At 35.2% G+C, this 24,975-nt stretch carries 14 protein-coding genes; 2 read left to right on the forward strand and 12 right to left on the reverse strand.

Annotated features, from left to right (window positions below; translation table 11 throughout):
* Nucleotides 1-2 precede the first annotated feature (2 nt).
* From ABDJ41_RS07085 to ABDJ41_RS07100, 4 genes are read right to left on the reverse strand one after another with little or no spacing between them, the layout of a single operon-like run.
* Nucleotides 3-2,021, reverse strand: a complete 2,019-nt coding sequence (locus ABDJ41_RS07085; protein WP_349785179.1) for a polysaccharide lyase family 8 super-sandwich domain-containing protein — start codon at nucleotides 2,019-2,021, stop codon at nucleotides 3-5.
* The gene (locus ABDJ41_RS07090; RefSeq protein WP_349785180.1) at nucleotides 2,021-2,944 is read right to left on the reverse strand and encodes a DUF5017 domain-containing protein; all 924 of its coding nucleotides are present in this window, start codon (nucleotides 2,942-2,944) and stop codon (nucleotides 2,021-2,023) included. Before ABDJ41_RS07090 ends, ABDJ41_RS07085 begins: the two co-directional genes overlap by 1 nt.
* A gap of 22 nt (nucleotides 2,945-2,966) precedes the next feature.
* Entirely contained in the window at nucleotides 2,967-4,859 is a 1,893-nt protein-coding gene (locus ABDJ41_RS07095) for a RagB/SusD family nutrient uptake outer membrane protein (protein WP_349785181.1), read from the reverse strand.
* A 21-nt stretch (nucleotides 4,860-4,880) separates the two neighbouring features.
* Nucleotides 4,881-8,093, reverse strand: coding sequence for a SusC/RagA family TonB-linked outer membrane protein (locus ABDJ41_RS07100; RefSeq protein ID WP_349785182.1), 3,213 nt, complete (start codon nucleotides 8,091-8,093; stop codon nucleotides 4,881-4,883).
* Nucleotides 8,094-8,269: 176 nt separating this feature from the next.
* On the opposite strand from ABDJ41_RS07100, the gene ABDJ41_RS07105 reads away from it, so the two are divergent.
* Nucleotides 8,270-12,328 (forward strand): hybrid sensor histidine kinase/response regulator transcription factor, encoded by a 4,059-nt coding sequence (locus tag ABDJ41_RS07105; RefSeq protein ID WP_349785184.1) that lies wholly within the window; start codon nucleotides 8,270-8,272, stop codon nucleotides 12,326-12,328.
* 356 nt (nucleotides 12,329-12,684) lie between these two features.
* Nucleotides 12,685-13,233 carry a hypothetical protein gene (locus ABDJ41_RS07110; protein WP_349785185.1) on the forward strand — a complete coding sequence of 183 codons (549 nt, stop codon included), beginning with the start codon at nucleotides 12,685-12,687 and terminating at the stop codon, nucleotides 13,231-13,233.
* Nucleotides 13,234-13,407: 174 nt separating this feature from the next.
* On the opposite strand, the gene ABDJ41_RS07115 is transcribed toward ABDJ41_RS07110, so the two are convergent.
* From ABDJ41_RS07115 to ABDJ41_RS07150, 8 genes are all read right to left on the reverse strand, one after another.
* A complete protein-coding gene (locus ABDJ41_RS07115) occupies nucleotides 13,408-14,322 on the reverse strand; it encodes a phosphodiester glycosidase family protein (RefSeq protein ID WP_349785186.1) in 915 nt (304 codons plus the stop codon).
* 6 nt (nucleotides 14,323-14,328) lie between these two features.
* Nucleotides 14,329-15,414 (reverse strand): SGNH/GDSL hydrolase family protein, encoded by a 1,086-nt coding sequence (locus ABDJ41_RS07120; protein WP_349785188.1) that lies wholly within the window; start codon nucleotides 15,412-15,414, stop codon nucleotides 14,329-14,331.
* A 92-nt stretch (nucleotides 15,415-15,506) separates the two neighbouring features.
* Nucleotides 15,507-17,189, reverse strand: a complete 1,683-nt coding sequence (locus tag ABDJ41_RS07125; protein WP_349785189.1) for a BACON domain-containing protein — start codon at nucleotides 17,187-17,189, stop codon at nucleotides 15,507-15,509.
* Between the two features lie 13 nt (nucleotides 17,190-17,202).
* Nucleotides 17,203-18,141 carry a phosphodiester glycosidase family protein gene (locus tag ABDJ41_RS07130; RefSeq protein ID WP_349785190.1) on the reverse strand — a complete coding sequence of 313 codons (939 nt, stop codon included), beginning with the start codon at nucleotides 18,139-18,141 and terminating at the stop codon, nucleotides 17,203-17,205.
* A 9-nt stretch (nucleotides 18,142-18,150) separates the two neighbouring features.
* Nucleotides 18,151-19,425: a RagB/SusD family nutrient uptake outer membrane protein gene (locus tag ABDJ41_RS07135; protein WP_349785191.1), complete on the reverse strand. Its 1,275-nt coding sequence runs from the start codon at nucleotides 19,423-19,425 to the stop codon at nucleotides 18,151-18,153.
* Between the two features lie 29 nt (nucleotides 19,426-19,454).
* Entirely contained in the window at nucleotides 19,455-22,763 is a 3,309-nt protein-coding gene (locus ABDJ41_RS07140; RefSeq protein WP_349785192.1) for a SusC/RagA family TonB-linked outer membrane protein, read from the reverse strand.
* Between the two features lie 264 nt (nucleotides 22,764-23,027).
* Nucleotides 23,028-24,188, reverse strand: a complete 1,161-nt coding sequence (locus tag ABDJ41_RS07145) for a FecR family protein (protein ID WP_349785193.1) — start codon at nucleotides 24,186-24,188, stop codon at nucleotides 23,028-23,030.
* A gap of 136 nt (nucleotides 24,189-24,324) precedes the next feature.
* A complete protein-coding gene (locus ABDJ41_RS07150; RefSeq protein ID WP_349785194.1) occupies nucleotides 24,325-24,915 on the reverse strand; it encodes an RNA polymerase sigma factor in 591 nt (196 codons plus the stop codon).
* Nucleotides 24,916-24,975 lie beyond the last annotated feature (60 nt).

The following is a 24,975-nucleotide window of genomic DNA, read 5'->3' on the forward strand; positions in this document are numbered from 1 at the left end:
TTTTATTTAATTGTAAAACTTGCTGTTGAACCGGCATAAGCTCCACTTGGCATTGTACAAGTTATTTTCTTTTCTCCAGAAAACATAAGTTCGATCTGTATATCAACATGTTGCTGACCAGGATCAGATACATAGAGAGTTGGTTTTTCGGAACCTAATTGTTTAATATAAATAGCACAGGCTTTATCGACTTTAATGGTCATATCATTGTTCTTTAGCATTCCAGGCTTATAAAACACCGCCATCAACATGTTTAACCCTGTATGCTCAACAGCTTGTAGGGATTCCGTATTTTCCAAAATCTTTATTGTATTCCGATTATATTTTGAAATTCCATTTTTTCCAATACCTGGGAGGACAACATATTCATAACTTCCATTTTCAGGCTTGGCCCCATGATCTATCCATAATTTGAAAACTCTTTCTTGTAATTCCTGTTTACTTCCAAAATGATTGATCCTATACCAGTTCCCTTTTTGTACGTCGTTACTGATTTTAAGATTTCCTCCTTTAGGTAAAACATATCCAATGCTATCTTGTATTAACCATATTTCATTGCTACTTGCCGATTTCTCAACTCTTTCTCCCTTAAAGGAGGAAGTAAGAGTACCTTTAGACCAAGATTGATTGAGGCTTGTGGTAATATGCTCATTTGCCTTACTTTTTATTCCTGCCCCCAGACATACTATCTCCTGATCAAAAAAAAACCATGATTTTTTAGCCTCAACACTATCATAATTTAAGCTGTAAGTCGAGAGACCATAATGCCCATCACTAACGCCACCAACAAAGCCTGTGGTACCTGGAATACCCCACTCCTTTTCAATAGTTGATCCACCGTCATCAAGATAATCCCTACTAGTGGTCCCCGGAATTTTATCCCATTCCCAAATAGGCATTATGTTGAAGTACTCTGACCCATTACGCTGAATATTAGTAGCTCCATCTGCTAAAAACTTGCCCAAAATATTCTCATTATTCCCTCTTTCAGTCCTCAATGTTCTCTTTGAAGCAGTCTGTACGCTAAAAGTATATGCTGGGCGAATATGTAAAGTATACCCACTTTTCCAATAGTGACGATGAAAGGGCTCAGATCCACAATTTATATCTTCATGATCAATAAGCTTCATTTTCATCATCATCCCGGAAAAATCTCCCTTCAGTGAATCTTTACGACTTAAACCTCTTCCTCTTACATTAAAATCATAAAATCCATCTCTCATTGTCCTGCTAAATGTATTTTTAATAAAACCTACAAGAACTTTCATTTTTTCTTGAGACAATGCATAAGAGGTGTTGTGCAAATAATAAGCAGCATTGACAGAATTTTCAGCGAATACACGTCCATAGCTAGCTATCGATTGCTGCTTCCCATGCTGATAGTAACTTCCATCTACCTGAACCCCACCTTTATCATCCATTATTGCAATTGGTTCAAACAGAAAATTAGCTGCAGAATCCAGGGTTATTTTATTTTCATTTAAACAAGCCCGATACAAATAATGTAATGCCACATCAGAAGTATTAGCACCATCTCCCGGCTTTAGCTTTCTTTTCATCCTCATTATCAATGCATTTTTAAGATCAGCAGACAAAGGCCTCTTAGCAGATTGCATTAAAATAAGCGTCTGGCCAATAACCTGTGGATAATAAATATCATTGTACCACCAGTTTTTATTTACAGGGTTTCTATCTAACCAATTTTGCAATGATTTAGTTATTGAGGCATAAATTTTAGGATCGTTATATAATTGATTTGAAGGACGAATGAATGCCATTGCCATTTCTTTAATTCTTCTTAAAGGATCATACTGAACATCTGTATAATTAATGTCACCCCAACTCCCGTCAGATTTAAAATTCAACAAGCTTTTGTTAACTCTATCCGTCAAAACTTTATCATTAATATCATTTTGAAGATCTAAATAAATACGATTCATTATCATCCCATATGGCTCATTTTGTGCGAATAAATCATCTATTGAAGCAATGAATATAAATAGAAATAGAATGACCTTCATTAAGGGATTATTTTAATCTTAAATTCTTTAATACTAGATTCAGCTCCATCAGGTGTTGTGTTATAAGAAATAAACGTAGCTTTATATTCTCCTGTAGCGGCATATTTATAACTGTATGCAGTTGTCGCCGCAGCTGAAATATTCTTAACAGTAGCAGTAGGAACATCAGGAGCAACCCTTCCCGCGTATATTGGTTTACTTACAACCCAACTCGTATTACTCGCCTGTGTTGCTGGTCCTCCAATTATTGTTAATCCAGTAGTCGTTGCAACCCACCTAGCACTAGCAGGTGTCCAAACGTTACCATAACGCGTCCAAAAAAGGTTATCATTAGCAAGAGAGGCTAAATTATAAGTATAATCGGCCAATACATTGTTAACCAAATAATTGCTAACAACCCATGTTCTCTGAGTTGAGCCAGTTACCCCTGTATACTTAAAAGCAATAAAAAGAGAATCTCTTTCATTACTAATGATATCACTTAAATCTACAATTCCTGAATTTACAGCAGTGGCACTAGTCGCCAATGCAGCGCGATTTGTGATGTTTGTCCAGTTTGTATTCACTACTGATACAGAATCCATCCCCTTTAACTTATTGGTCGCAAGTACCTGTAGCGTACCTGTCTGTGTCCCAAACGATGAAGTTGTTGTAAAAGACAATGTGGTCTTTCCCAATTTCAGAGATCTATTTCTAAGTTCATACTTATTTCCTACACTTCCCCCCCAGAAAATAATGTTATCTGCATAGCCACTCAAAGCAAATTTACAGGTATCTCCGAGTTTAAAAACAAATGTATCATCTATACTTGATCTGGCATTTTTTAAATCAATTGAAACCGTAGGAGAATTGACTTTAAGCTCCTTCTTACAAGCTACAAAAAACATGCAGGCTGTTAAGATTATATTAAATAGATATTTCATGTCCTTTTTTTTTAATCGTTAATTAATAGCCAGGGTTTTGAATCAAGGCTTTATTCAAATTCAACTCATAGGTTGGTTTAGGAAGAAAAACATGTTTTTGGTCAATACCGGCTAAGCCCTGATATCCATTTAAGTTTCCAGATGCTGATACATTAATTCCATTTGCAGCTGCATAATTAGTAAAGGCCTGCATATCGGCTACAAAATTACCCCACCTTATTAAATCTGCTTTACGAGAACTTTCAAAACACATTTCTCTCATCCTTTCATCTTTGATAGCCTGATGAAAATCCATTTTATTCAAGCCAGGTGTTAATCTGTATTCGGTTCCTGTAGTGATTGTTGCCGTAGCTGTAGCTGTAATACCTGTTGTAGGCGCTGCTATCGTAATTGTCGGTGCAGAACTAAAGTATGGTCCTCCTGTGGTTAAGTTCCCCCTTGAGGTCAGTTTTATACCCGTTACAGCTGTACCAGTAACCACTGCTTCAGCTGTAGCACCAGTCCCCCCGCCACCACTAATTGTTACTATAGGTGGTGATGCAGCTGAATATCCTGTCCCACCATTTATCATGCTGATGGTTTTGATAATATTACCATATTTAGTACCATAGCCACGTTCACGCACCTCATTAATTGCGTCGTATGCAGCCTGAGTTGGTCCATTATTTACCTGATTTTCCGCCTCTGCTTTCATAAGCAGAACATCTGAATAACGAATAACCGGCCAATTGATATTATAAGTTCCGTTTAAACGTGATGCTTCGGGACAGTATTCTCTGCGAAATTTACCGCAGCTCATTTGCCATACATTCGGACGATTGGCTTTTACTCTTACTGTTGAGGTACTGGAGTAATAGAAATCTGGACAATTCCAATCTCTTCTGGTATCCAAAGATGCTTTATTAACCAATGTACTACCGGGATCAACTTCATAACTATCAAACAACTTTTTAGTAATAGAAATCCATGAAGCTGCTGTATAAGATGTCTTATCAAAAACGACATAAGAAGAAGAAAGGCCTACAAAATTACCGATATCATTACCAGTTTTATTAGTTTCACCTGCTGCAGCTCCAGCAGAGCCCCATTCTAAAATATTCTCTTTAACATCGTACTTATCCTGGCATAAATTGATAAATACCTGTTTATAATCTGGATTCAACATATGCAGACCTGACTTAATTACCTTATCCGCATAAGTAATTACATCAGCATATTTGCTTACGTCATTTACAGGATATCCAGCCCAGTATAAATACACTTTGGCCAACATAGCTTGTACAGCAGTTATCGTTACCTGGTCATTGTAACCCAGGCTAGCAACAGTACGTCCCTCCAAAAGCGTTTCTGCTTCTTTTAAGTCGCTTACAATATGTGCATAAATGTCGGCTTGTGGTGTTGCAGGAATATTTACATCTGAAATTGCAGGAGAATGCAATATTAAGGGTACATCTCCGAAATTGGTCGTGAGTAAAAAATAATTATATGCTCTTAAAAACAAAGCCTGTCCTTTGATATATCCACGTTGTTTCTCGTCCATTGTTGGCTTGTTAATGTTATCAATAAGCACATTTGCGTTATTGATGCCTAAATATGGCCACCTCCAAAGGTCTGCTATATAAGCATGTCCGGCATTGTACGAAGAATAATAGAGGCCTCTTGCCTCTCCACTTGGTGGACGGTTGGGAATCATTTCATCAGTTGTGCTGCTAAAATTAAAGTTCAGAACCTGTCCGTACATACGTTCATACATCATATTGCTGTACACACCGTTTAATGCTACCTGGAGCTGGTCTGCGGTTTCGTAGTAATTCTTTTGACTATAGAAATCAGTTGGCACTGTATCTAAAAATTTATTACAGGATGAAAATACAGTCATCACAAATAACAAAAACATTATATATATATGTCTCATTTTCTTAATTTTTTATAGTAATTAAAATGCTGCATTTAAACCAAAAGTAACGGTAAAGGACTGAGGGTACGTACCGTAATCAAATCCAGGTGTTAAGTTACCGGGTCTTGATGAGGCTTCAGGGTCTAGTCCTGAGTACCCTGTGAACGTTAATAAATTCTGGGCAGAAACATTCAGCCGCAATTTAGACATGCCAGTACTTTTCAAAAGTTTGCCAACAAAATTATAACCTAGCTGTACTGTTTTCAATCTCAAATAGGATCCATCCTCTACAACTCTTGACGAATAATTTGCTGCAGTCATACCCCCTGCTCTAAATAAATCGTTGGTTTGATTTGTTGGTGTCCAGCGATTTTCGAAACTTGCAAATTGATTTAAGTTTGGATTGGTTACAATTCCTCCTTCAAAAACATAACGGTTGGCATTAATGATGTTATTTCCATAAGACCATTGCAGAAATACCCCCAGATCCCAGGCTTTATAACTAAAATTATTACTGAAACCACCAGTATGTATTGGCAAACCACGACCAATTATAGTATAGTCATTACTATTAACTACTAAATCGCCATTCAAATCTTTATACTTAATGTCTCCAGGCTGTATAGATGCCCTGGTAGCTCCATTCGTAGTAATATCATTTTTAAGCAAAAAAGAACCATTTGGCATTTTATCAAAATCACTGTATTGATAAACTCCATCGAAAATCAAACCATACATCTCTCCAACTGAGCGGCCTTTAACAGAAATATATGGAGACAAACTGGTATAAGTTGTATTGAAGAAAGTACCTGAACCCCGAATCAGTGAGTTTTGTCCTTCATTTAAATCCAGAATTTTATTCTTGTTAAAACTAATATTGAAATTGCTGGTCCAATTGAAGTTTTTAGTTTTAACATTGGTGCTATTCAGTGTAATTTCCAACCCCCTATTCTCCAGTCTTCCAATATTTTTAAATCCGGTAGAACTTTGTATACCGTGGGAGTACGGCAATTCCGCGTTTAATAATAAATCTGTGGTTACTCTTTTATACAGGTCAACTGTTAAGCCAAAACGGTTTTTCAGAAAACTCATGTCTAAACCAATATTAGTCTGTGTATTGGTTTCCCATCTTAAATCCCGATTTCCAGCAGCGGTTATAACGCCACCAATAGCAACTGGATTACCATTAAAAGAATACCAATAATTGATGTTTCCTAGATTTATCTGATCCAGATATGCGAAATCACTAACTCTGTTATTTCCCGAAGCACCATAACCTACACGTAATTTAGCATCTGATATCCAGCTTACTTGTTTTAAGAAATCTTCCTGACTAAATCTCCAACCTGCAGATACAGAAGGGAAATATCCCCAACGATTTCCTGGAGCAAATTTAGATGAACCATCGGCTCTGAATGAAGCAGTCAATAGATATCTACCCTTGTAATCATAGTTTAAACGGCCTAGAAATGAGACTAATGTCCATCTTGAACTTCCAGAAGTGATTGAGGTATTTGCTGGTGGACTTAAATCTAATGCATCTATCCCTAAGCTTTCATTGGTAATTTGTGTAGCATATATGGAACGAAAAGAATTCTTATTCCTCTGAGATGAAAAACCAGCTAATACTGTCAGATTGTGATCTTTATTAAATGTATTTCGATATGTTAGTGTATTATCATTTAACCAGTTAAAAACAGGTTCTGTTACAAATCTTCCATTCGGACCAGGGCTATTAGGATACCTACTGGCTGACTGTGTAAATGAGTTGTTAAAGATATTAGTTTCTCTATTACTGTTTGTAAACCCTCCTGCAACTCTCAGCTTTAGTTTTGGTGTAAAAGCATATTCTGCATATCCATTAGCGACCATACTTGTTGATTTATATAGTGTTTTCTGGTTTTGCAAGCTTATCAATGGATTTACCCTATAATCCTGATTATTTCCGATATCATTCGTAGGATCGTAAAAAGAGTCTATAAGGTCTGTGCCTTGATCCCGTCCTGATAAGGATGCGGCAGGCCTGTAACCCCAGACAGAATATAATAATCCGGCAGATGCATAAAAATTTGTTGCCGATATAGGTGTCCCAAAAGTTTCGCTATAAGCATAATTAATGTTTATGCCAGTTTTGAGTTTATTATTTATTTTATGATCCAATACAACACGCCCTTGAAATCTTTCAAAACCACTTTTAATAACAATTCCTTTTTGATTATTATAGTTACCAGAGATGGAATAGGTAGTCTGCTCATTACCACCTCGCATAGCAATATCATGATTTTGATTTTGGCCAGTCTGGAAAACATGATCCTGCATATCAATACCTTGAACATTTCTATAATCTTCAATGGTAATACCATCTTTTAAATAGACCGAATCAGCAAAAGTTGAATTAAGTTCCTTTACATATTTAACAAACTCATAAGGTTTAAGTAATGGTATTTTACTAGGTGACTTCTGTAAACCATAATAAGCATTATATGTAATCTGAGTTTTTCCAGCTTTCCCTCTTTTAGTAGTGATGAGCACTACTCCGTTTGAGCCCCTGGCACCATAAATTGCGGTAGCAGAAGCATCTTTTAAAACATCAATGGATTCTATGTCTGAAGGATTGATTGAGTTTGCATCTGAATTTTCAGAAGGGAATCCATCTATCACATATAACGGTGAGTTGTCTTGTGATATTGAGCCTGCACCACGAATCACAATATTTGCAACTGCACCTGGTTGACCATCATTTGTTGAAACTTGTACTCCAGCAACACGACCAGCCAATGCCTGATCAAAAGATTTTACCGGGGCCTGTTCCATATCTTTCATATTTACAGACCCAACTGCTCCGGTTAAATCAGCTCGCTTTACCGTTCCATAGCCAACAACCACAACATCATTTAAACCTATTACTGCTGATTTTAAAATAACATTTATAGTAGTTTTATTACCTACTATAATAGTTTGTGAACTAAAGCCTATATAATTAAATACAAGCTCATCAGTAGCAGCAGCCTGAATTTTAAATCTGCCATCTCCATCTGTTAAAGTGACTATTTTAGAGCCTTTAATAGAAACAGAAACACCTGGTATCGCTTGCTTCTGTTCATCGGTTACTACACCAATTATATTCTTACTTTGAGCAAAAACCTGCATACTGGTTAATAGACCCAGCATTAATAGTGTTAAGAATTTTTGATACTTGTGGGCATATAACAATAAAGCTTTAGTGCCCCAGTGATTGTAGAATTTAATCATAGTCTGAGATTATATTTGGTTGTTATTCAGCTCTCTACCTTTCTGATATCGAGACCTAAACAAACGTATGATTTTATGTTTTTTTTGAGGTGGTAATTTTCAAAGTAATTAGGGGTATTTTTCTAAATTATTGAGGAAAACAGGCTAAAAATCATATTTTTAACTTATCAAACCAAATGAGTTACTTACAACCAATACCTAAAAAATCGTCTAAATATCTATACTTAATAATTATAGCTATTGGATTCTGCATGTCTGTAAAAGCCCAACGACCTATATTATTTGATCACATAGGCATTGAAGAAGGACTGTCGCAAAATTCTGTTATTTCCATCACTCAAGATAAAAATGGTTTTATGTGGTTTGGGACTCGTTATGGCTTAAACAGATATGATGGTTTCAATATTAAGACTTATCAATTTCCAGCTGGCGACTCTACACTATCGGCTAACAATTACATTAAAAGTTTATACTCTGATTCTAAAGGAAAGTTATGGGTAGGAACTCCAAATGGATTAAATCTATATGATCCGTTAACTGATAGTTTCAGTAAATTAAAACACGATAGAAAAAATCCAAATAGCTTAAGCAATAGTTTCCCTGTCTGCATTTATGAGGATAAAAATACTAACATCTGGATAGGTACTCCAAATGGATTGAATAAACTCGAAAAAGGTAATCCAAATAGCATCAAAAGATATTTGACAAATGAAGGTTTAAAAAACCCTCATCATGACATCAGAACCCTATATGAGGATCACTCCGGTCATCTGTGGGTAGGAACATCTAATGGATTACTCAAAATGGAACTAAAAGAGGGGAAATATCATACCACAATATTTACTCATAACAATCAGAAAGGTAGCATTAGCGATGATTACATTTCAGGAATTGTTGAAGACCGAAAAAAGAGACTTTGGATTAGTACCCAAAATGGGGGGATAAATCTTTTCGACCCTATTCATCAAAAATTCACGGCTTTTAAACATGTGGAGACTGATTCTAAATCTCTAATTAACAACACTATTCGATGCTTAACTATAGATGACGCTGGTAAAATCTGGATTGGTACACTGGACGGTCTAAGTATAATGGATGTGGAAACTTTTACTTATACAAATATCAAATATGATCCGAATGAGAACAGAGGCTTAAATCAGAACTCAATACATGCGATGTACAAAGATCAGAGTGGCTCTATTTGGGTGGGTACTTATTTCGGAGGTGTTAATGTCAATTATCCTTATGCAACTACATTTAAAGTCTACAACAGAAGCAATTCTAATTTAAACAATAATGTCATCAGTAGCTTTGCTCAGGATCAGTCTGGCAACCTATGGGTAAGCACAGAAGGTGGTGGCTTAAACTATCTAAATCAAGGCAATACTACATTTAGATCATTTAAAAACATACCTGAAAATCAAAATTCTTTAAGTTCAAATCTAGTTAAGAAAATACTTTTAGATAAAACACAAAAATTATGGGCTGCAACACATGGTGGAGGTTTAAATGTATTAGATATAGATAAGAAAGCTTTTAAACATTACAATTTCGGTTCAAAAACAATAGAACAGGTGGATGAAATCCGTGCTATAATAGAAGATACTGACTCCCGGTTATGGGTAGCAACACATTTAAACGGGATCAGTGTTTCAAATCCGGAAAAGACAAAATTTAATTTCCTGAAGAGATTAAGTCAACAATTAGAAGGCCGGAATGTAATTAGCTTAATACAAGCTAAAAATCAGCAAATATATTTTGGAACTTCAAACGGCCTGTATATTTACAACCCAAAAAGGGCTGAGTTTTATACATTAAAAAATCAAAGAACAAACCAGCCCATTACTTTGTATATTAACTGTATTGCAGAGACCAAACAGAACAACATTTACTTCGGCACCAATTATAATGGCTTGTATTACTATGATCAACATAAAAACAAACTCCTTAACTATACTATAAAGAATGGGTTGCCGAATAATAACATTATGGCCATTCTGGAGGATGACAATGGCTATTTATGGATTAGTACTGCTAATGGCCTATCTATGTTTAACCCAGTATCAAAAACCTTTAAAAACTACACCATAGCTGATGGTCTTGCTGGTAATGAATTTAACTTGAATGCTGCATTTAAAAACCAGAATGGTGAAATGTTTTTTGGAGGATACAAAGGTTTTATCAGCTTTTACCCTGATCAAATTCAAACCAATTCAAAGCCTTCTCAAATTGTTGCAACAGATTTACAGCGCTTTGATCAATCTGTTCAGATTAATCAAAAGGATGGCTTGCTAAAGAAGAACATCTACTTTACAAACGAAATAGTTTTCGATAATAGTGAAAACACTTTTAGCTTAAGTTTTGCGCTCCTCAATTTCATAAAACCTAATAAAAATCATTATCTGTATAAACTTGAAGGTTTTGAAAAAAACTGGAACCATGTAAGTATACCAAAAGCGACATATACCAATTTGCCAGAGGGCAATTATACTTTTTTAGCTAAAGGCATTAATAACGATGGTGTACAAAGTGACAATACACTAAAAATCAAGATTGTGATAAACCCTCCGTTTTATCGAACCTGGTGGGCCTATCTATTTTATACTTGTGTAATTAGTGCTATCGTTGTATTGATTATACGATACCTCCTGATTAGAGCCGTTCTGAAAAAGGAGAAAGAGATCAATGCTCATAAGTTGGCCTTTTTTACCAATATTTCACATGAAATACGTACTCCACTTACTTTAATCGTTGGACCATTAGAAAAGCTGATTGAAGACACCCAGGATGAACAGCAAACGAATAAAGCTTTACAATCCATGAAGAACAATGCAGATCGGCTGATGAAGCTGGTTACAGAGTTGTTAGACTTTAGAAAGGTACAGAGTGGAAAAATGAAATTACAGGTAAATAATGTTAATATAGTGAAATTTTGTAAAGAAATTTTCCTGGCCTTTCAGCAAATGGCTACCATCAAAAACATTCATTACACTTTCAATTCGGATAAGGAAGAAATCTTTCTCTACTTTGACCTGATACAATTAGAAAAAGTGATGTTTAACCTTATATCTAATGCGCTGAAATTTAGTAAAGAGGGAGCAAACGTATTGATAAACGTACAAGAGGAAAGTAATTGTGTTAAAATTAATGTATCCAATGAAGGAGAAGGTATAGCTCCTGATAGTCAGGCTAATTTATTTAATGATTTTTATCAAGCTAAGCCAAGTGTAAATATCGGCACTGGTTTAGGACTTTCTTTTTCTAAGCGTATCGTTGAACTTCATAGCGGCACAATTGGTTTCGAGAGTAATCCTATGTTAAATGGAAAGCCATACCTTACCACCTTTACTGTCGGATTAAAAAAAGGAAAGGAACATTTTAAATCTGAAGACTTTGTTATAGAAGCCCCTATTTACTACAAAGAGACTTCGACCGATTTGGATTTGGAATCAACTAAAGCTGATCTGGCAGAGGCAACTGAGGGTAATAAACGATATACCGTATTATTAGTGGAAGATAATGATGAAATCAGGTCATTTATCAAAAGGTCTCTGTTGAAAACATATCAAATTATTGAATCCAAAGATGGACAGAATGGTTGGGAAACTGCAATTAATCAAATCCCAGATTTGATCATTAGTGATATTATGATGCCCGTTATGGATGGCTTAGAATTATGCAGGAAATTAAAAAGTGATGAAAGAACAAGCCATATCCCAGTTATTCTATTAACGGCAAGGTCTTCTTATATTCATCAAATAAACGGGTTGGAAACCGGAGCGGATGCTTATGTCATTAAGCCATTTAATATAAAAATGCTTCAACTTAATGTACATAATTTACTTGTTGCACGAGAAAACATACGAAATAGGTTTGCACAAGTTGTTAGATTAGAACCTAAGAAACTTTTCATCAATACTTCAGAACAAAACTTTTTGGCTAAAATTATGCAGATCATAGAGGATGAAATGGAAAATGTAGATTTTGATGTTCCTACTTTATCCTCTAAAATTGGTATGAGTCAGCCTGTTCTATATAAAAAGATACGTGCGCTTACAAATCTTTCGGTAAATGAGTTTATCAAATCAATGCGTTTAAAAAGAGCTGCCCAGTTATTAGAATCAGGGAATGAAAGTATAGCTGAAATTGCCTTCAAAGTAGGCTTTAGTGACAGGAAATATTTTAGTATGGAGTTTAAAAAACAATTCGGAAAAACTCCAAGTGAATTTCGATAGATTTCGTTTCCTCTGCTCCTCTTCCGCTTGTTTAACCTCATCTTTTTCAGATAGGGGCTCATCTGTTTTTAGTTTCTCTTTTCTTTGTGGAGATAACTTCCCTCCTTTATTTGAACTTTGACCGGATACTTTTTGCTTTTTCATCATTAGTATAATTTAACTAAATAAAACCTTAAGTATTTAAAGAACATCAATTATGGGAAATTGATTCGAATTCATAAAAAAATGACAAACATGCTTAACAAAAGAATGAATTCTCTGATTTTTTTTAAATTCAATTTTATATAAAGAAATAAGTTACTTTATTATCTTTGAATATGAAATTAACTGCACTTATACTCTCAACTTGCTTTTGCATGGCTATCACAAAAGCCACTCTTGCTCAAAATGATTATATAATAACCCTTAAAAATGATACATTAAGAGGCGAAATAACCAAATCCTTTTTTGGTAATCATAGATTTAAACAATCAGATCAATCAAAACGCATAACAATTACAGAAAAGAATACTAAGCGTTATTATATCTCTTCTGATAATAAAGAACCGCAAACCTTTGAAGCTAGAGTTCTACCAAAAAAATCAAAGCCTGTCTTTTTAGAATTGCACGAACAAGGTGAGATTCAGTTATATGAACTGATAACTAATGCTCCTACTCAGAATGGTGGTTCTATAACCACTACTTCCTGGTATGCCAGCAAAGGTAATGGTCCTTTGTTCAGCATAAAAACAAGTGGCCTTTCATTTTCCCGTGCCGACAAGGAGAATAGCGTTGAACAGTTACTCAGCGACAATCCAGCATTATGGGCAAACTTTAAAGCAGAAAAAAGTTTCAGCTTTAAAGTGCTTAGAAAATATATCAACCTGTACAATCAGGAAAAATTAAAGACTACTACTTCTAAATAAACTGCCTTACTTATATGAACACAAAGTATTATATTTTATAATAGCAGCACTTTTTAGTGCAATAATTATGCTTAATGGATGTGAAAAGCCAGAATGCCCTGATGGTATGCACAGGGTAACTGTTGGAGACAAAAGCATATGTGTTCCTGATGATTTAGGCAGAGAATGGTACTGTTATTTTATTAAAATAACAGTCTCAACTTTACGCTGTCCATAATGATCATACTTTTTGTTGTCAGTCGGGTAATTAACAATACCGTTAAATGGCTGCCCATTAACCCACATCATTGTCGATCCACCACCATCAATATTCATCGCAGATTTTGGATTGAAATAACGAGTTAAAAAGGAAGTAAGTTCTTTAGCAGACATTCCCAAGGCATTCTTATTTCTTCCATCAACTGTAATCAATAACAAAGTGCCTTCTTTTGTAACAGCAATAGCCGTTCTTGGATGTCGCACTCCCTGGTGTTTCAAATAATGTTCATAATGTAACTTTTTAATATTGATACCAGTGGTATCTGCAAAAGTTAAACCAACAGGTTTAAAATTGTCTACAAGCATTGGCGCTCCTGTCATAATATTTTCAGACTTTATGCCAGCAAAGTTTTCAGGAGAAAACCGGATATCAAACTCCCTCCCTTGATCATCGAAAGTAAACATTCCCTGATGTTTCCACCAATAAATACTGCTCTTAGGAACTTTGACCTGCTGAATATCTCTCCCTTTTAAGCGTAAGTGCATATAGTCTGCAGAGTCCTTTTTCTCAATAAAATAGGTTGCATTTATACCTGCTATCGCTCCTTTAACCCTATTTGCAAATACAGACAAGGAATCCTTTTCTTTTTTATATTCAAAAACCATCTCACCTAATCCTGCTTTCGGATTAAAGCTAATCACATTAACATTCTGATTGGCGAATTGCTTATCAGTCTTACTATTGTATTTATACCAAACTACATCTTTCCTTAAAGTATCTATAGTCCATCCGGTTGTTTCCAACAATACTTTTTGAGGTATTGATTTCTGTATGCTACACCCTAAAAACAGTACACAAGTTGATGTTATTATTAATGATTTCAGTTTCAAAGTATGTTATTTTATAAATTTAATATTCATTATTTCTGCAAGTTGCTTACCTATTGTTTCAGATATCCTCATATATCCTAAATCAGTCAGATGTGTCCCATCAACAGTAGCATCATGGTCATCTCCCATCAAATCTTCCGATTTGATATAGTAAATATTCTTATTCCCTTCAGCAAGTAGTTTATTATATGTCTTTTTGAACTCTCCATTTTGCTGCTCTATTCTATCTTTCATTACCGAATTCCAATTGCTAATCTCCCTTCTTACACTTTCTACCATCACTATCGGTACTTCTGGTTTCAACTTTCTTAAACGGGAAACTAATGGATAGGATCTTTCTTTCACTTCATGAGGAAGTGCATTTGGTACACAATCTAAAACATAAACTTCTGCAGGTATTTTAGCAAGAATATCCGCAATCTCAATTTCCATCTTCCCACTACCACTAAAACCTAAGTTGAGAAAATCAATTTTCATCTTTCTGGATAATATGGAAGGATAAGCCATTCCAGGCCTGGAAGCAGCTATTCCTTGCGTTATACTCGAACCATAAATCGCTACCTTTCTTGTAGGTAAATTTGCAGCATCCCCAGAAAAAATCTGTGCATCTTTAAAAACACCAACCTCTATATCCTTTACTTCCGAGTATATTGGTAGAAAAATACGATAATTCCTTAACTGACCATCCAGGTTCTCAACAAGTAATACACTATTATCTGTACCTGTTGGCCTTGCAGATGAAACATATTGCCAATTTTTCCCATTCCAACAATATAAATCTAATCCATTTACACCTACTGAAGACATATTCCACATCGTATTCAGCTTATCCAATTTCCAATTCAACTTAATACTTTTTGAATTTGTTTTGAATGCGATATTCATCCCTGCTGAATACTTTGAAAATCTTCGCACCAGATCTGGTAAAAGCTTAACATCCACTGAATCTATACGATGATAATTTGTTTTGTCAGCTGATGTCCTTCCTAAAACTGTAAGTTCATGCCCTTTTATAAAGGTAAAATTATCCTGTGCAAGGATGGGAAATGGATTAAATAGAAAAGCTAATACGATGTATTTATAAAGTTTCATTATGTTTATTTTCTCTTGAAATTAAAAGAAGTAATATTCGACAAAATAGAAATTATTAAGCAAATATTACTTCTAATAATTAAAAATGATTATTACTCTATTGCAGCTCCCATAGCACTTTTACTAACTCTGCTTTTATTATTCTGGTCTATTAAATAATATGATTTATTTAAGTTCAGATTATTGAATAGAATCTCTAACTGCAGGTTAGTCATACCATTAATATGCGCAGCCGAATTGTTAGTTAGCAGTGGTGCAGATGCCCCTAAAGCCCCATAATTTGCAAATGGTTTAATCAGATTTGTAGGATCTACGCTTGTACTAAGCTTGTTCCCATTATAATCGAATACATCTGAACCAAGTATTGAAGACTGGTACTTGATATCAGCGCCCGAACTCTGGTTATCACCATTGTTAATCACTACCGAATTGTAAACATTAATTGGTCTTGAAGCAGTACTGGTTAAACCATTACCACTAGTTCCTGTTCCTCCAATATTATTTGCCACAGTTGAATTGATTAAGTTAATTTCACTGCTAGCTTCATTAGTTCTTAAACCAGCAGCAGTTCCATTACTGGTGTTACCATATATCGTACTATTTACAATATAGAAAATAGAGTTTTTACGCGCATATACAGCAGTAGAATTGGTATTGGTATGGTTTTGAGCAATTGTTGAATTATAAATATAATTGTAAGTAGGTTTTGTACCACTGTGTATCGCATATACACCTCCTGCAACTCCTGTAGCTGTATTATTACTTATTTCTGAATTGAATAAATAAAGCGTTGAACCATCATTCCAAATACCACCTCCATTACCTGTAACCGTATTAGTTACAACTTTAGAACTATTTAAGGTAAGTATTGCATCATCTTTCATATAAATTCCACCACAATTTGCATTGGAATTGTTTTCTGAAACGATACAGTTATTTAGCTCCACTGTAGACTTGCCAATGATGATACCACCAGCATAATTACGGGCAAAAGTGATTCCGTTTATTGTTAAAGAACTTGCAGTTGCTGATGCATTTCCTTTTGTAACGGTTACCCCATTAATACTAACCTTTAGATCTGGTATTTTAGCAGCACATATCAGCATGACATGGTAAGCCATACTATTTCCAGACAATATAGTTTTATTTGTTTCTGGTGTAGCTACGCTACCACTGGTTGCATTGGCTGGATAACCACCTATTATTTTTACGTTTTTGCTAATCTCAAAAGATATATCAGCCGCAGCACCACCAGTTACAGGAGTACTCGGTACATAGACTCCTGCTGCAACATGTATAATATCTCCCTCATCAGATATGGAAAGTGCTTTATGCAAGGTGGTTGCGTTATTCCAGGAAAGTCCGTCGTTAGTCTCTGAGCCCGTTGTTTTCACATAAAACTCGTTAACAACAACAGGAACAGGCAGTCCTGCATCTTGTGTTATGGTGATTATTTGCTTTGTTGAATCGTCAATGTATAAAGTTAATGTGCCTGTTCTATTTTCAAGCAGGGCATTCTTTGCAATGGTAACCTTAGCCTTACCGCTCTTTAACCCACTCCCCTCTACAATCGTAATCCAACTTGTATTAGAAATCATACGCCAGGGCAAATTCGACTCAACGTTAATTTCAATTGTACTACTTCCGTTAGCTACCGTCATCATTTCACTGTCAGTTGATAATTTAGGTGTTTCCGGGACAAAGCTTTCCCTATCTATTTTTCTACACGACAATAAACTAATCATTGCCAGTAGAACATATATATATTTAATCATGTCAATACTTTTATTAATGTGTTTTTGATATTATAAGCAAGCCATTGGAAACAGCTCTTTCTTCACCTCCATTATCCCATGGCCAATTCAACATTTTAAACCTTCCTTGATCGAATGCAGGAGTGTTTCTTACAAAGAATGTACTAGAACCGCCTCCGTCTAAATTCATAGCATTGTGTGCTCCAATAGCCTTAAAGCACTTCCCTAATTCCTGGTAGTCCATACCATTTGAATAATGATACCTACGACCATCCACAACAAGCATATAAACGGTATTCCCATCTTCAGAAACACCAATAGCTGTTCTTGGCTCCACCCCAGCCGCAGTAGATGGGATAACACCCGACGAAAGTACGATCACTCTACCACCTAATGCTTCTTTTAAACTACTTTTAACTGTAGTATAAAGTGCCTCGTTGCCAATAATAGCTTTCCCATTATTCTGAATTCCAAAGAAATTATTAGCGGAACTGGCAAATGTGGATTTTAAAACCAGCCCTTCTTTGTGTAATACACCTTGAGGTACGCCTGTATCCCCATCAAAAAAATCTCCATTTGTTCCTGCCCAAACCTTATGCCCTGTATAATCTCTTAACGGAGCTTGGGCAGTCATTCTCTGACGACCATAAGTTGCTGAATTATTAGCTGTAGAAATTTCTATATTAAGATCTTGATTTGTTAAATCAACCTGAAATATAAAAACCCTCATTGGATATCCTTTAGTTCCTAAATAAGAAAACTCTGTAGCAGTTAATCCGGGAACAATCTGATATGCTGTATCTTTGAATACTTTAGCTACTAAATCGGTACCATTGACCATTTTTTGTCCTATTGTTGTAGTTGCTATAGGCTCAAATTTCTCATAAGGCTCTATATACGAATCACTTTTACTACAAGATGCAAATAACATCAAGGTGGCGATATATAGATATTTGAATATTTTAGTTTTCATGTCTTCGTTTTAATAACCTGGATTAGGTGTTAGATTAGTATTATTTTGTAACTCACGCCCTGGGATAGGTAAAACGGTTTGATAGTTTAATATATTTAAAGTTGAAATCGCTTTACCTGTCCTTACGAGGTCATAATAGCGAAGGTTTTCTCCCAGAAACTCTAGTCTTCTTTCAGATAAAATAGCCATAAGGTAGTCTTCATCTGATGAAACAGAAACGGCTGATAGTCCTCTGGTCTGACGCAATTCATTTAATCGTCCGATGCCATTTATCCTGCCTTGAGCTTCAGCACTAATCAGATACATTTCAGCTATACGTGAAATAATTACCGGATCTCTTCCTGTTTGTCCGCTTGGGTATTTGTTTATACAATCTGTTCCTGAAATGTTAACTATAGAAATGGCCTTACGTTTATCTGGAGTACCAAAAGCAGATACCATAGTTGGAAATACTCTGTAATTACCCTGACCTTTATTTACATGTGCATAGGTATAAAACTGATCAGAAATATTATTTGTAGATTCTTCAGATAAATTTTCAAAGGCAAAAATCACTTCGGTATTTGATAACTTTCTAAATATTTTTTCAAACGTATCCAGTTTATATTTACCGCTCGTAATTAAAGACTCTGCCATAGATGCTGCGTCTTCTTTTTTTCCTTGACTTAACATTACACGAGCTTTTAAAGCTGTTACTGCATCTTTCGAAACATAGTAGTAATTTGTTGATCCGGCAAGAAGATCATTAGCTTTATTCAAATTATCTTCAATAAAGGCCCACACTTCAGTTTTAGGTTTTCTGCTTACTTTTTCTAAGGTATTCTCAGGTAAAACCGGAACGTCACCCCACCTGGCAATCAGGCAATAATATAAATAAGCTCTAAAGTAATATGCTTCGCCTAAGGCCAGATTTCTTATAGATGAATTCTCAAATTTTTGGCATATAGAAATCACATTGTTTACTTGAAACAAAGCTTTATAATACCCATTCCAATTATTAGCAACAATTGAATTGAGTGGACTTAAGGTAGAATTGATCAGATCTATTGGGTTACCAGATGCAGTGTGCAAATCACCTCCCAACATGTCAAAAAGAATATAAGAATGTACACCTGGTTCATTTTGCATATCATTATACATTCCTAAACGAAGTGCTGGTAAATCTTTTTCTGTGATCGCTTCCGGAGACACTCCAGTACTTGGATACAAATCCAACTTACCAGAACAGGAACTTAAAACACAGATAAAAGTTGATATAATTATATAAAAATTAAGCTTTTTCATTGAAATTATGCTTGTAATGGTTTCATAAATTAAAAATTGATGTTTGTGCCAATACTAAACGTTCTTGGCTGGGGGTTATTCAATAAGTCGATACCTGAATAACGAGGATCTAAATTGGTATTCACCTCAGGATCCCATCCTGAATATCTGGTCCATAAAAACAAATTGTCTACCTGTCCATATACCCTTACATTTTTAATCTGGAATCCGTTAATGTTAAAAGCAGGAATTGAATAGCCCAACGTTACTGCTCTTAGCCTAATAAATGAACCGTCTTCTAAAAAGCGGGTAGAGTTTCTATTGTTATGAGATAAGGACAGGATACTTCTAGGATATACATTTGTAGATCCAGGTCCGGTCCATCTATTATCAATATACTCTTCTAGCTGGGCGAAAGTATGTCCAATTCTACCCAAACCTGTGGGTTTCCAAGCGGCATATACATTCTGTCCATACATGTATGTTGTAAGGATATCCAACTGGAAATTTTTGAACTTAAATGTATTATTCCATCCTCCGGTAAATTTCGGAGTAGATGAACCTGTAACGACTCTATCATTGTCGTTTATAATCCCGTTTTCATCAACATCGGCCCATCTGATATCTCCTGCTCTAACGCCTAAATCAAACTGTTCTTTAGGAACTTCACCATCATACTGATAAATTCCTTGTGCCTGGAATAAGTAATATGAACCAATATCTCTTCCTACCTGTAAAGCTCTATTATCACCAATGGAAATCGGTGCATCTCCATCAACTAAAGACAAGATCTTGTTCTTATTATGGGCAATATTGAAGCTAGAAGACCATGATAAATCTCCAATTTTCTGATTGTAAGAAATTCCCAATTCTACGCCTCTATTTTCCATAGACCCAATATTGCTCAATAAAGCAGTCATACCTGTAGTAGCATGAACAGGCATACTATACAATAGATCCGTAGTCTTTTTATAATAGGTATCAAAAGTAATATCAATTTTTCTGTTAAACAGTGACAAATCAAAGCCGAAATCATACTGATCTGCCTTTTCCCAGGTTAAATTCTGATTACCGAAGCTTGAAACTGAAATTCCACTTACGTTACCATAATTTTTACCACCAGAAATAAGGGGTAAATGAGAATAGTTACCTATACCTTCCTGATTTCCTGTTTTACCCCAGCTTGTACGTAATTTCAAATCAACATTTAATGATTGCATGAACTGCTCTTTGGACACATTCCATCCTACCGACAAGGATGGAAATACACCCCACCTGTTATCCTTGTTAAATTTAGATGATCCATCAGTCCTTACAGTTCCAGTAAAAATATATTTATCATCGTAAGCAAGAGTAGCCCTACCAAAATACGATTCCATAGCAAACTCACTTACTGAGCCATTGGCACTAAATATCTCAGAAGCAACAGAAATCACATTGAAAGAAGGAGAAGGAAATCCTCTGCCGTCAACTGCAATTGTTCTATAACTTTGCTGTTGAAAAGAGTGGCCTAAAACACCATTCAAAGAGAATTTATTGAACTTACCGTTATAATCAAGAACATTTTCGAACAGGTTGTTTGAAATAAACCTGGTATAGTCAACTAACCTGCCTACTCCAGTCCCATATGGATGCTTTTCATTATAATAAGTATAATCATAAGTATACCCCATATCTGTACTAAATGACGACCTAAAGCTGATGTTTTTTGAAAACTTCAACTTTCCATAAAAAGTTCCCAGATAACGGTAGTTGTCAACGTAAACATCTTGCTCATTCAATATTTGAATAGGATTGTGTCTAACTAATTCATCTGTTCCCCCCACATAATATTCTCCATTAGGTTTATATGGACGATCAAATGGGCGTTGCTCTATTGCTCTGGCAATGATTGTAGAGCCAAGTGTTGCTCCTGGCACCTGGTTATTACGTATAAAGTTCCCTTTATTATCAGCACCTATTTCTAGCCAATCAGTAAACTTATGGTTGATTTTTGTATTTAAGTTGACTTTCTTTAAGCTATTATTTTTTACAACTCCTTCCTGATCGGTAAGTCCTATTCCCACGAAATAATTTGTTTTCGCTGAGCCACCTAAAAATGATGCATTCGCGTTTTTAAAATAACCTTTTTGCAAAATCAAGCCTAACCAATCAGTGTCTGGCATATCATAAAAAGGATTCATTATTGGAGTCCTATATCCAGAATCACCAATTTTAAGGCCATACTGTTTGTTATAGTTTTCAGCACCTTCATTATATTGAAGTAAATACAGATCAGAACTGGCCAGCTTTAGTTTATTTTTATTAGCGAATTCGCTAAAACCAGTGCTTAGATCAAATCTTATCTGAGATTTACCTTCCTTACCTGATTTCGTGGTAATCAAAATCACTCCATTACTAGCTCTTGAACCATAAATTGCCCCAGATGCAGCATCTTTAAGCACTTCTATGGATTCTACATCAGCGTGATTAAGTACCGCCAATGGGCTATAGTTCTCTCCAAAATCAGTTAAAGAAAGATTTGAAGTATTGATAGGAACACCATCAACTACATACAATGGGTTATTTCCCGCAGTAATAGAAGAATAACCACGAATTGAAACACGCTCTGCTGAAGCCAGGTTACCGGAGCCCACAGATAAATTCACACCTGCAATGCGCCCCTCTAATAATCTTGTAACCGATGCTACTTGTCTAACATCTTCATCCTTTATCTTCAAACTTCCAATTGCACTGGTAACAAGTTCCTTTTTTTGACTTCCATACCCCACAACTACAATCTCATTTAAATCAGACTGAGCTGCCTTAAGTGTTATGTGTAAATCCTGATTGGCCTTTACCTCTATCTCTTTTGTTTCAAAACCGGTATAGCTAATGAGCAACACAGTACCCTCAGTTAAATTTTTCATTGAGAACCTACCTTGATTGTCAGTTACCGTTCCTATGTTTCCTGTTTTGGTTTTTACGGAAGCACCAGGTAAAGGTTCAGCTTTTTCATCTACCACCACTCCTTTAACATCGATAAGTATTTGCCGAAAAGAGCTTTCGTTTGTTTTTACAGTCCCCCTTTTGTTAACAATAATGGTATTTTCCTTTAGGAAATATTCGAATGGCTGATCTCGGAAAATCTCAGATAATGCATGTTTTAAATCTGCATTCTTCAACTTGAGGTTATCTATAGTTTTAGCATCCTTAATTTCATTGTACTTATAAAAGAGATAATATCCTGTCTGCTTTTCTATAGCTTTCAGCACTTTCTCTATAGGTACATTCTTGCCAGAATAACTGACTTTTTGGGAATAACTATGTGCACTTACTTGCAGTATGCCAATAGTTATCAAAAAAGCGATTAATTTCATTACCAAAAAAAATTTCGACGCGTGAGTTTTACTGTTTACTTCTATTGCTGGTGGAGAGTCTTCCACCGCTTTAAAAGCTTTTATATTTTTTCCTTTGTTTAGTGCATTGCACAGCATACTTTTGTAATGTTTAAGTTAAAGATTATTGATTCGCAATTGATAATTTCCAAGATTTGAACGGCCTTTTTAAGGCTTAAACGGGAGTGTTAGTCGCACTTCCGTTTATTGTTCCTGATAAGTTAAATTATATCCATAGGCTTTTTTTTATCCAACAATTAATTTTCTACCCACTAATTTGAATTTCACATTTCCATATTTTAATATTTCCAATACTTTTTTGATATCTTCATTTCTTTTGATTTTTCCAACCAATTCATCCTTTGGAATATCACCTCGGTATTCAATTTCAACATCATACCATCTGGAAATCTGACGCATTAAAGTTTGTATATCCACTCTTTCAAACTGAAAAAAGCCATCTTTCCAGGCTGTCTCCATTTTAACATCGGCATTTACTATGCGACCTTTTGCTCCATTAAAAAGAAACTGTTCTCCTGGTTTTAAAACCATTTTTTCATTCAGTTTCACAGATCCTTCAATCAATGTTGCTTTAAACTCAGAATCATCATCATAAGCATTAACATTAAACTCTGTGCCCAATACAGCTATTTCCTGTCCCTTACTTCTAACAATGAAAGGACGTACCTTATCTTTAGCTACTTTAAAGTAAGCTTCGCCTTTTAATGTAACTATACGCCTTCCATCTTTTATCAGATTCGGGGTATAAGTTAAACTGGAAGCAGCATTCAAAACCACTGAAGAACCATCTGGTAAATGAATCTGGTAAGTTTCTCCATTTGCAGTTGATAAGGTATTTAGCTTATTGTTTGCCTTATCCTGATGTACAATCTCATAAATTAATTGCCCTTCAGCTGTTTTGCTGACAGATACCCCTGCTTCTTTTGCCAATTCCCCATTTGTAACATCAGACAACCTGATTTTTTTTCCATTAGCCAAAGTAAGAGTTGCCCCTTGTTTACCTGGGACAATTTTATCGGTATTGGTAACAAAATCATTTTGGTCTTGATTACGAGCAGCAGAATAATAGAACATGCCAATGCCAACGATAATTGTTGCAATTGCGGCTGCAATTCCGATACGTCGCCATAAGTTAACAACGGTTCTTGTAGTTCTCTTATCGTCATATTGAAATATATGGTCAAGAATATTGTTTTGCTTCTTTTCAGATAGTCCATCCTGAGCTATAACGATATTACTCATAGCATCAGGAATCTGAGTATTAATCTGCTCTTTATACAATGGATCTAGAACATACTCCCATAACTCGTCTTTGTCAGTGTCAGAGATATCCTGATTAAAGTAATATTCAAGAAGCTCATCAAGCCTTGCTCTTGATTTTTTCATTAGGTATATATTTGATTTAGTTATAAAGCATAAATCTGCCTCATTTAATTGTATTGACACAAAACTCAATTCACCGGGGTAGGTGCTTTTTTACTTTTCATCAAAATAAAACATAACAAACTGTATATCAATAACATTATTTAAAAAGAACCGCAATAAAAAATGGATATGCGCCAGCGTGTTTTATAAAATGTTCACGTATTTTTCTTAATGCAAGTTTCATGTGCGAATGAACAGTTTGTGGAGATATATCCATTTTTTCCGCAGCGTCTTCATACCGATATCCCTTTTCATGACACAAGTTATAAACCATACGTTGTTGAGGAGAAAGCTGTTTTAGTGCTTCATTTAAAAGCTTAGTTGCATCATTATGATTAATTTTTTCAACTGTAGAATTATCAGTCTCAGCAGAATTTATCTTTAGTTTTTCAGTTGATTTTGCCCTTTGTGCTAATTGTCGCAATACATTAAAAGAATGGTTTCGTACAACCCTGTTTAAGTAAGCGCCAAAACTCTCAATAACAATTAGCTGCTCACGATCAAGCCATATTTTAAGGAATATATCCTGTACTATTTCCGTGGCTAATTCTTCAGAGTGTGTTAGTTTTCTTCCAGAAAAATATACAAAGCGCTGATAATGTTTAAACAATATTGTAAACGCATACTGATCACCTCCGGCTATACTTGCCAGTAACTCTTTTTCATTATCAATGGCCTTATCAAACATATCAATAAGCACTATGAAGCATAATTAACAATTAGTTTGGTGCAATGATACTTTTTTTTT

This window comes from Pedobacter sp. ASV1-7, assembly GCF_040203335.1.
Taxonomy (GTDB): domain Bacteria; phylum Bacteroidota; class Bacteroidia; order Sphingobacteriales; family Sphingobacteriaceae; genus Pedobacter.

Bases quoted from the DNA above. Each gene is read 5' to 3' on its own strand.
- ABDJ41_RS07085 (WP_349785179.1), bottom strand. From the start codon at position 2,021: ATGAAGGTCATTCTATTTCTATTTATATTCATTGCTTCAATAGATGAT.
- ABDJ41_RS07145 (WP_349785193.1), bottom strand. From the start codon at position 24,188: ATGAAAAAATCAAGAGCAAGGCTTGATGAGCTTCTTGAATATTACTTT.
- ABDJ41_RS07125 (WP_349785189.1), bottom strand. From the start codon at position 17,189: ATGATTAAATATATATATGTTCTACTGGCAATGATTAGTTTATTGTCG.
- ABDJ41_RS07120 (WP_349785188.1), bottom strand. From the start codon at position 15,414: ATGAAACTTTATAAATACATCGTATTAGCTTTTCTATTTAATCCATTT.
- ABDJ41_RS07130 (WP_349785190.1), bottom strand. From the start codon at position 18,141: ATGAAAACTAAAATATTCAAATATCTATATATCGCCACCTTGATGTTA.
- ABDJ41_RS07095 (WP_349785181.1), bottom strand. From the start codon at position 4,859: ATGAGACATATATATATAATGTTTTTGTTATTTGTGATGACTGTATTT.
- ABDJ41_RS07150 (WP_349785194.1), bottom strand. From the start codon at position 24,915: ATGTTTGATAAGGCCATTGATAATGAAAAAGAGTTACTGGCAAGTATA.
- ABDJ41_RS07100 (WP_349785182.1), bottom strand. From the start codon at position 8,093: ATGATTAAATTCTACAATCACTGGGGCACTAAAGCTTTATTGTTATAT.
- ABDJ41_RS07105 (WP_349785184.1), top strand. From the start codon at position 8,270: ATGAGTTACTTACAACCAATACCTAAAAAATCGTCTAAATATCTATAC.
- ABDJ41_RS07090 (WP_349785180.1), bottom strand. From the start codon at position 2,944: ATGAAATATCTATTTAATATAATCTTAACAGCCTGCATGTTTTTTGTA.
- ABDJ41_RS07135 (WP_349785191.1), bottom strand. From the start codon at position 19,425: ATGAAAAAGCTTAATTTTTATATAATTATATCAACTTTTATCTGTGTT.
- ABDJ41_RS07140 (WP_349785192.1), bottom strand. From the start codon at position 22,763: ATGAAATTAATCGCTTTTTTGATAACTATTGGCATACTGCAAGTAAGT.
- ABDJ41_RS07110 (WP_349785185.1), top strand. From the start codon at position 12,685: ATGGCTATCACAAAAGCCACTCTTGCTCAAAATGATTATATAATAACC.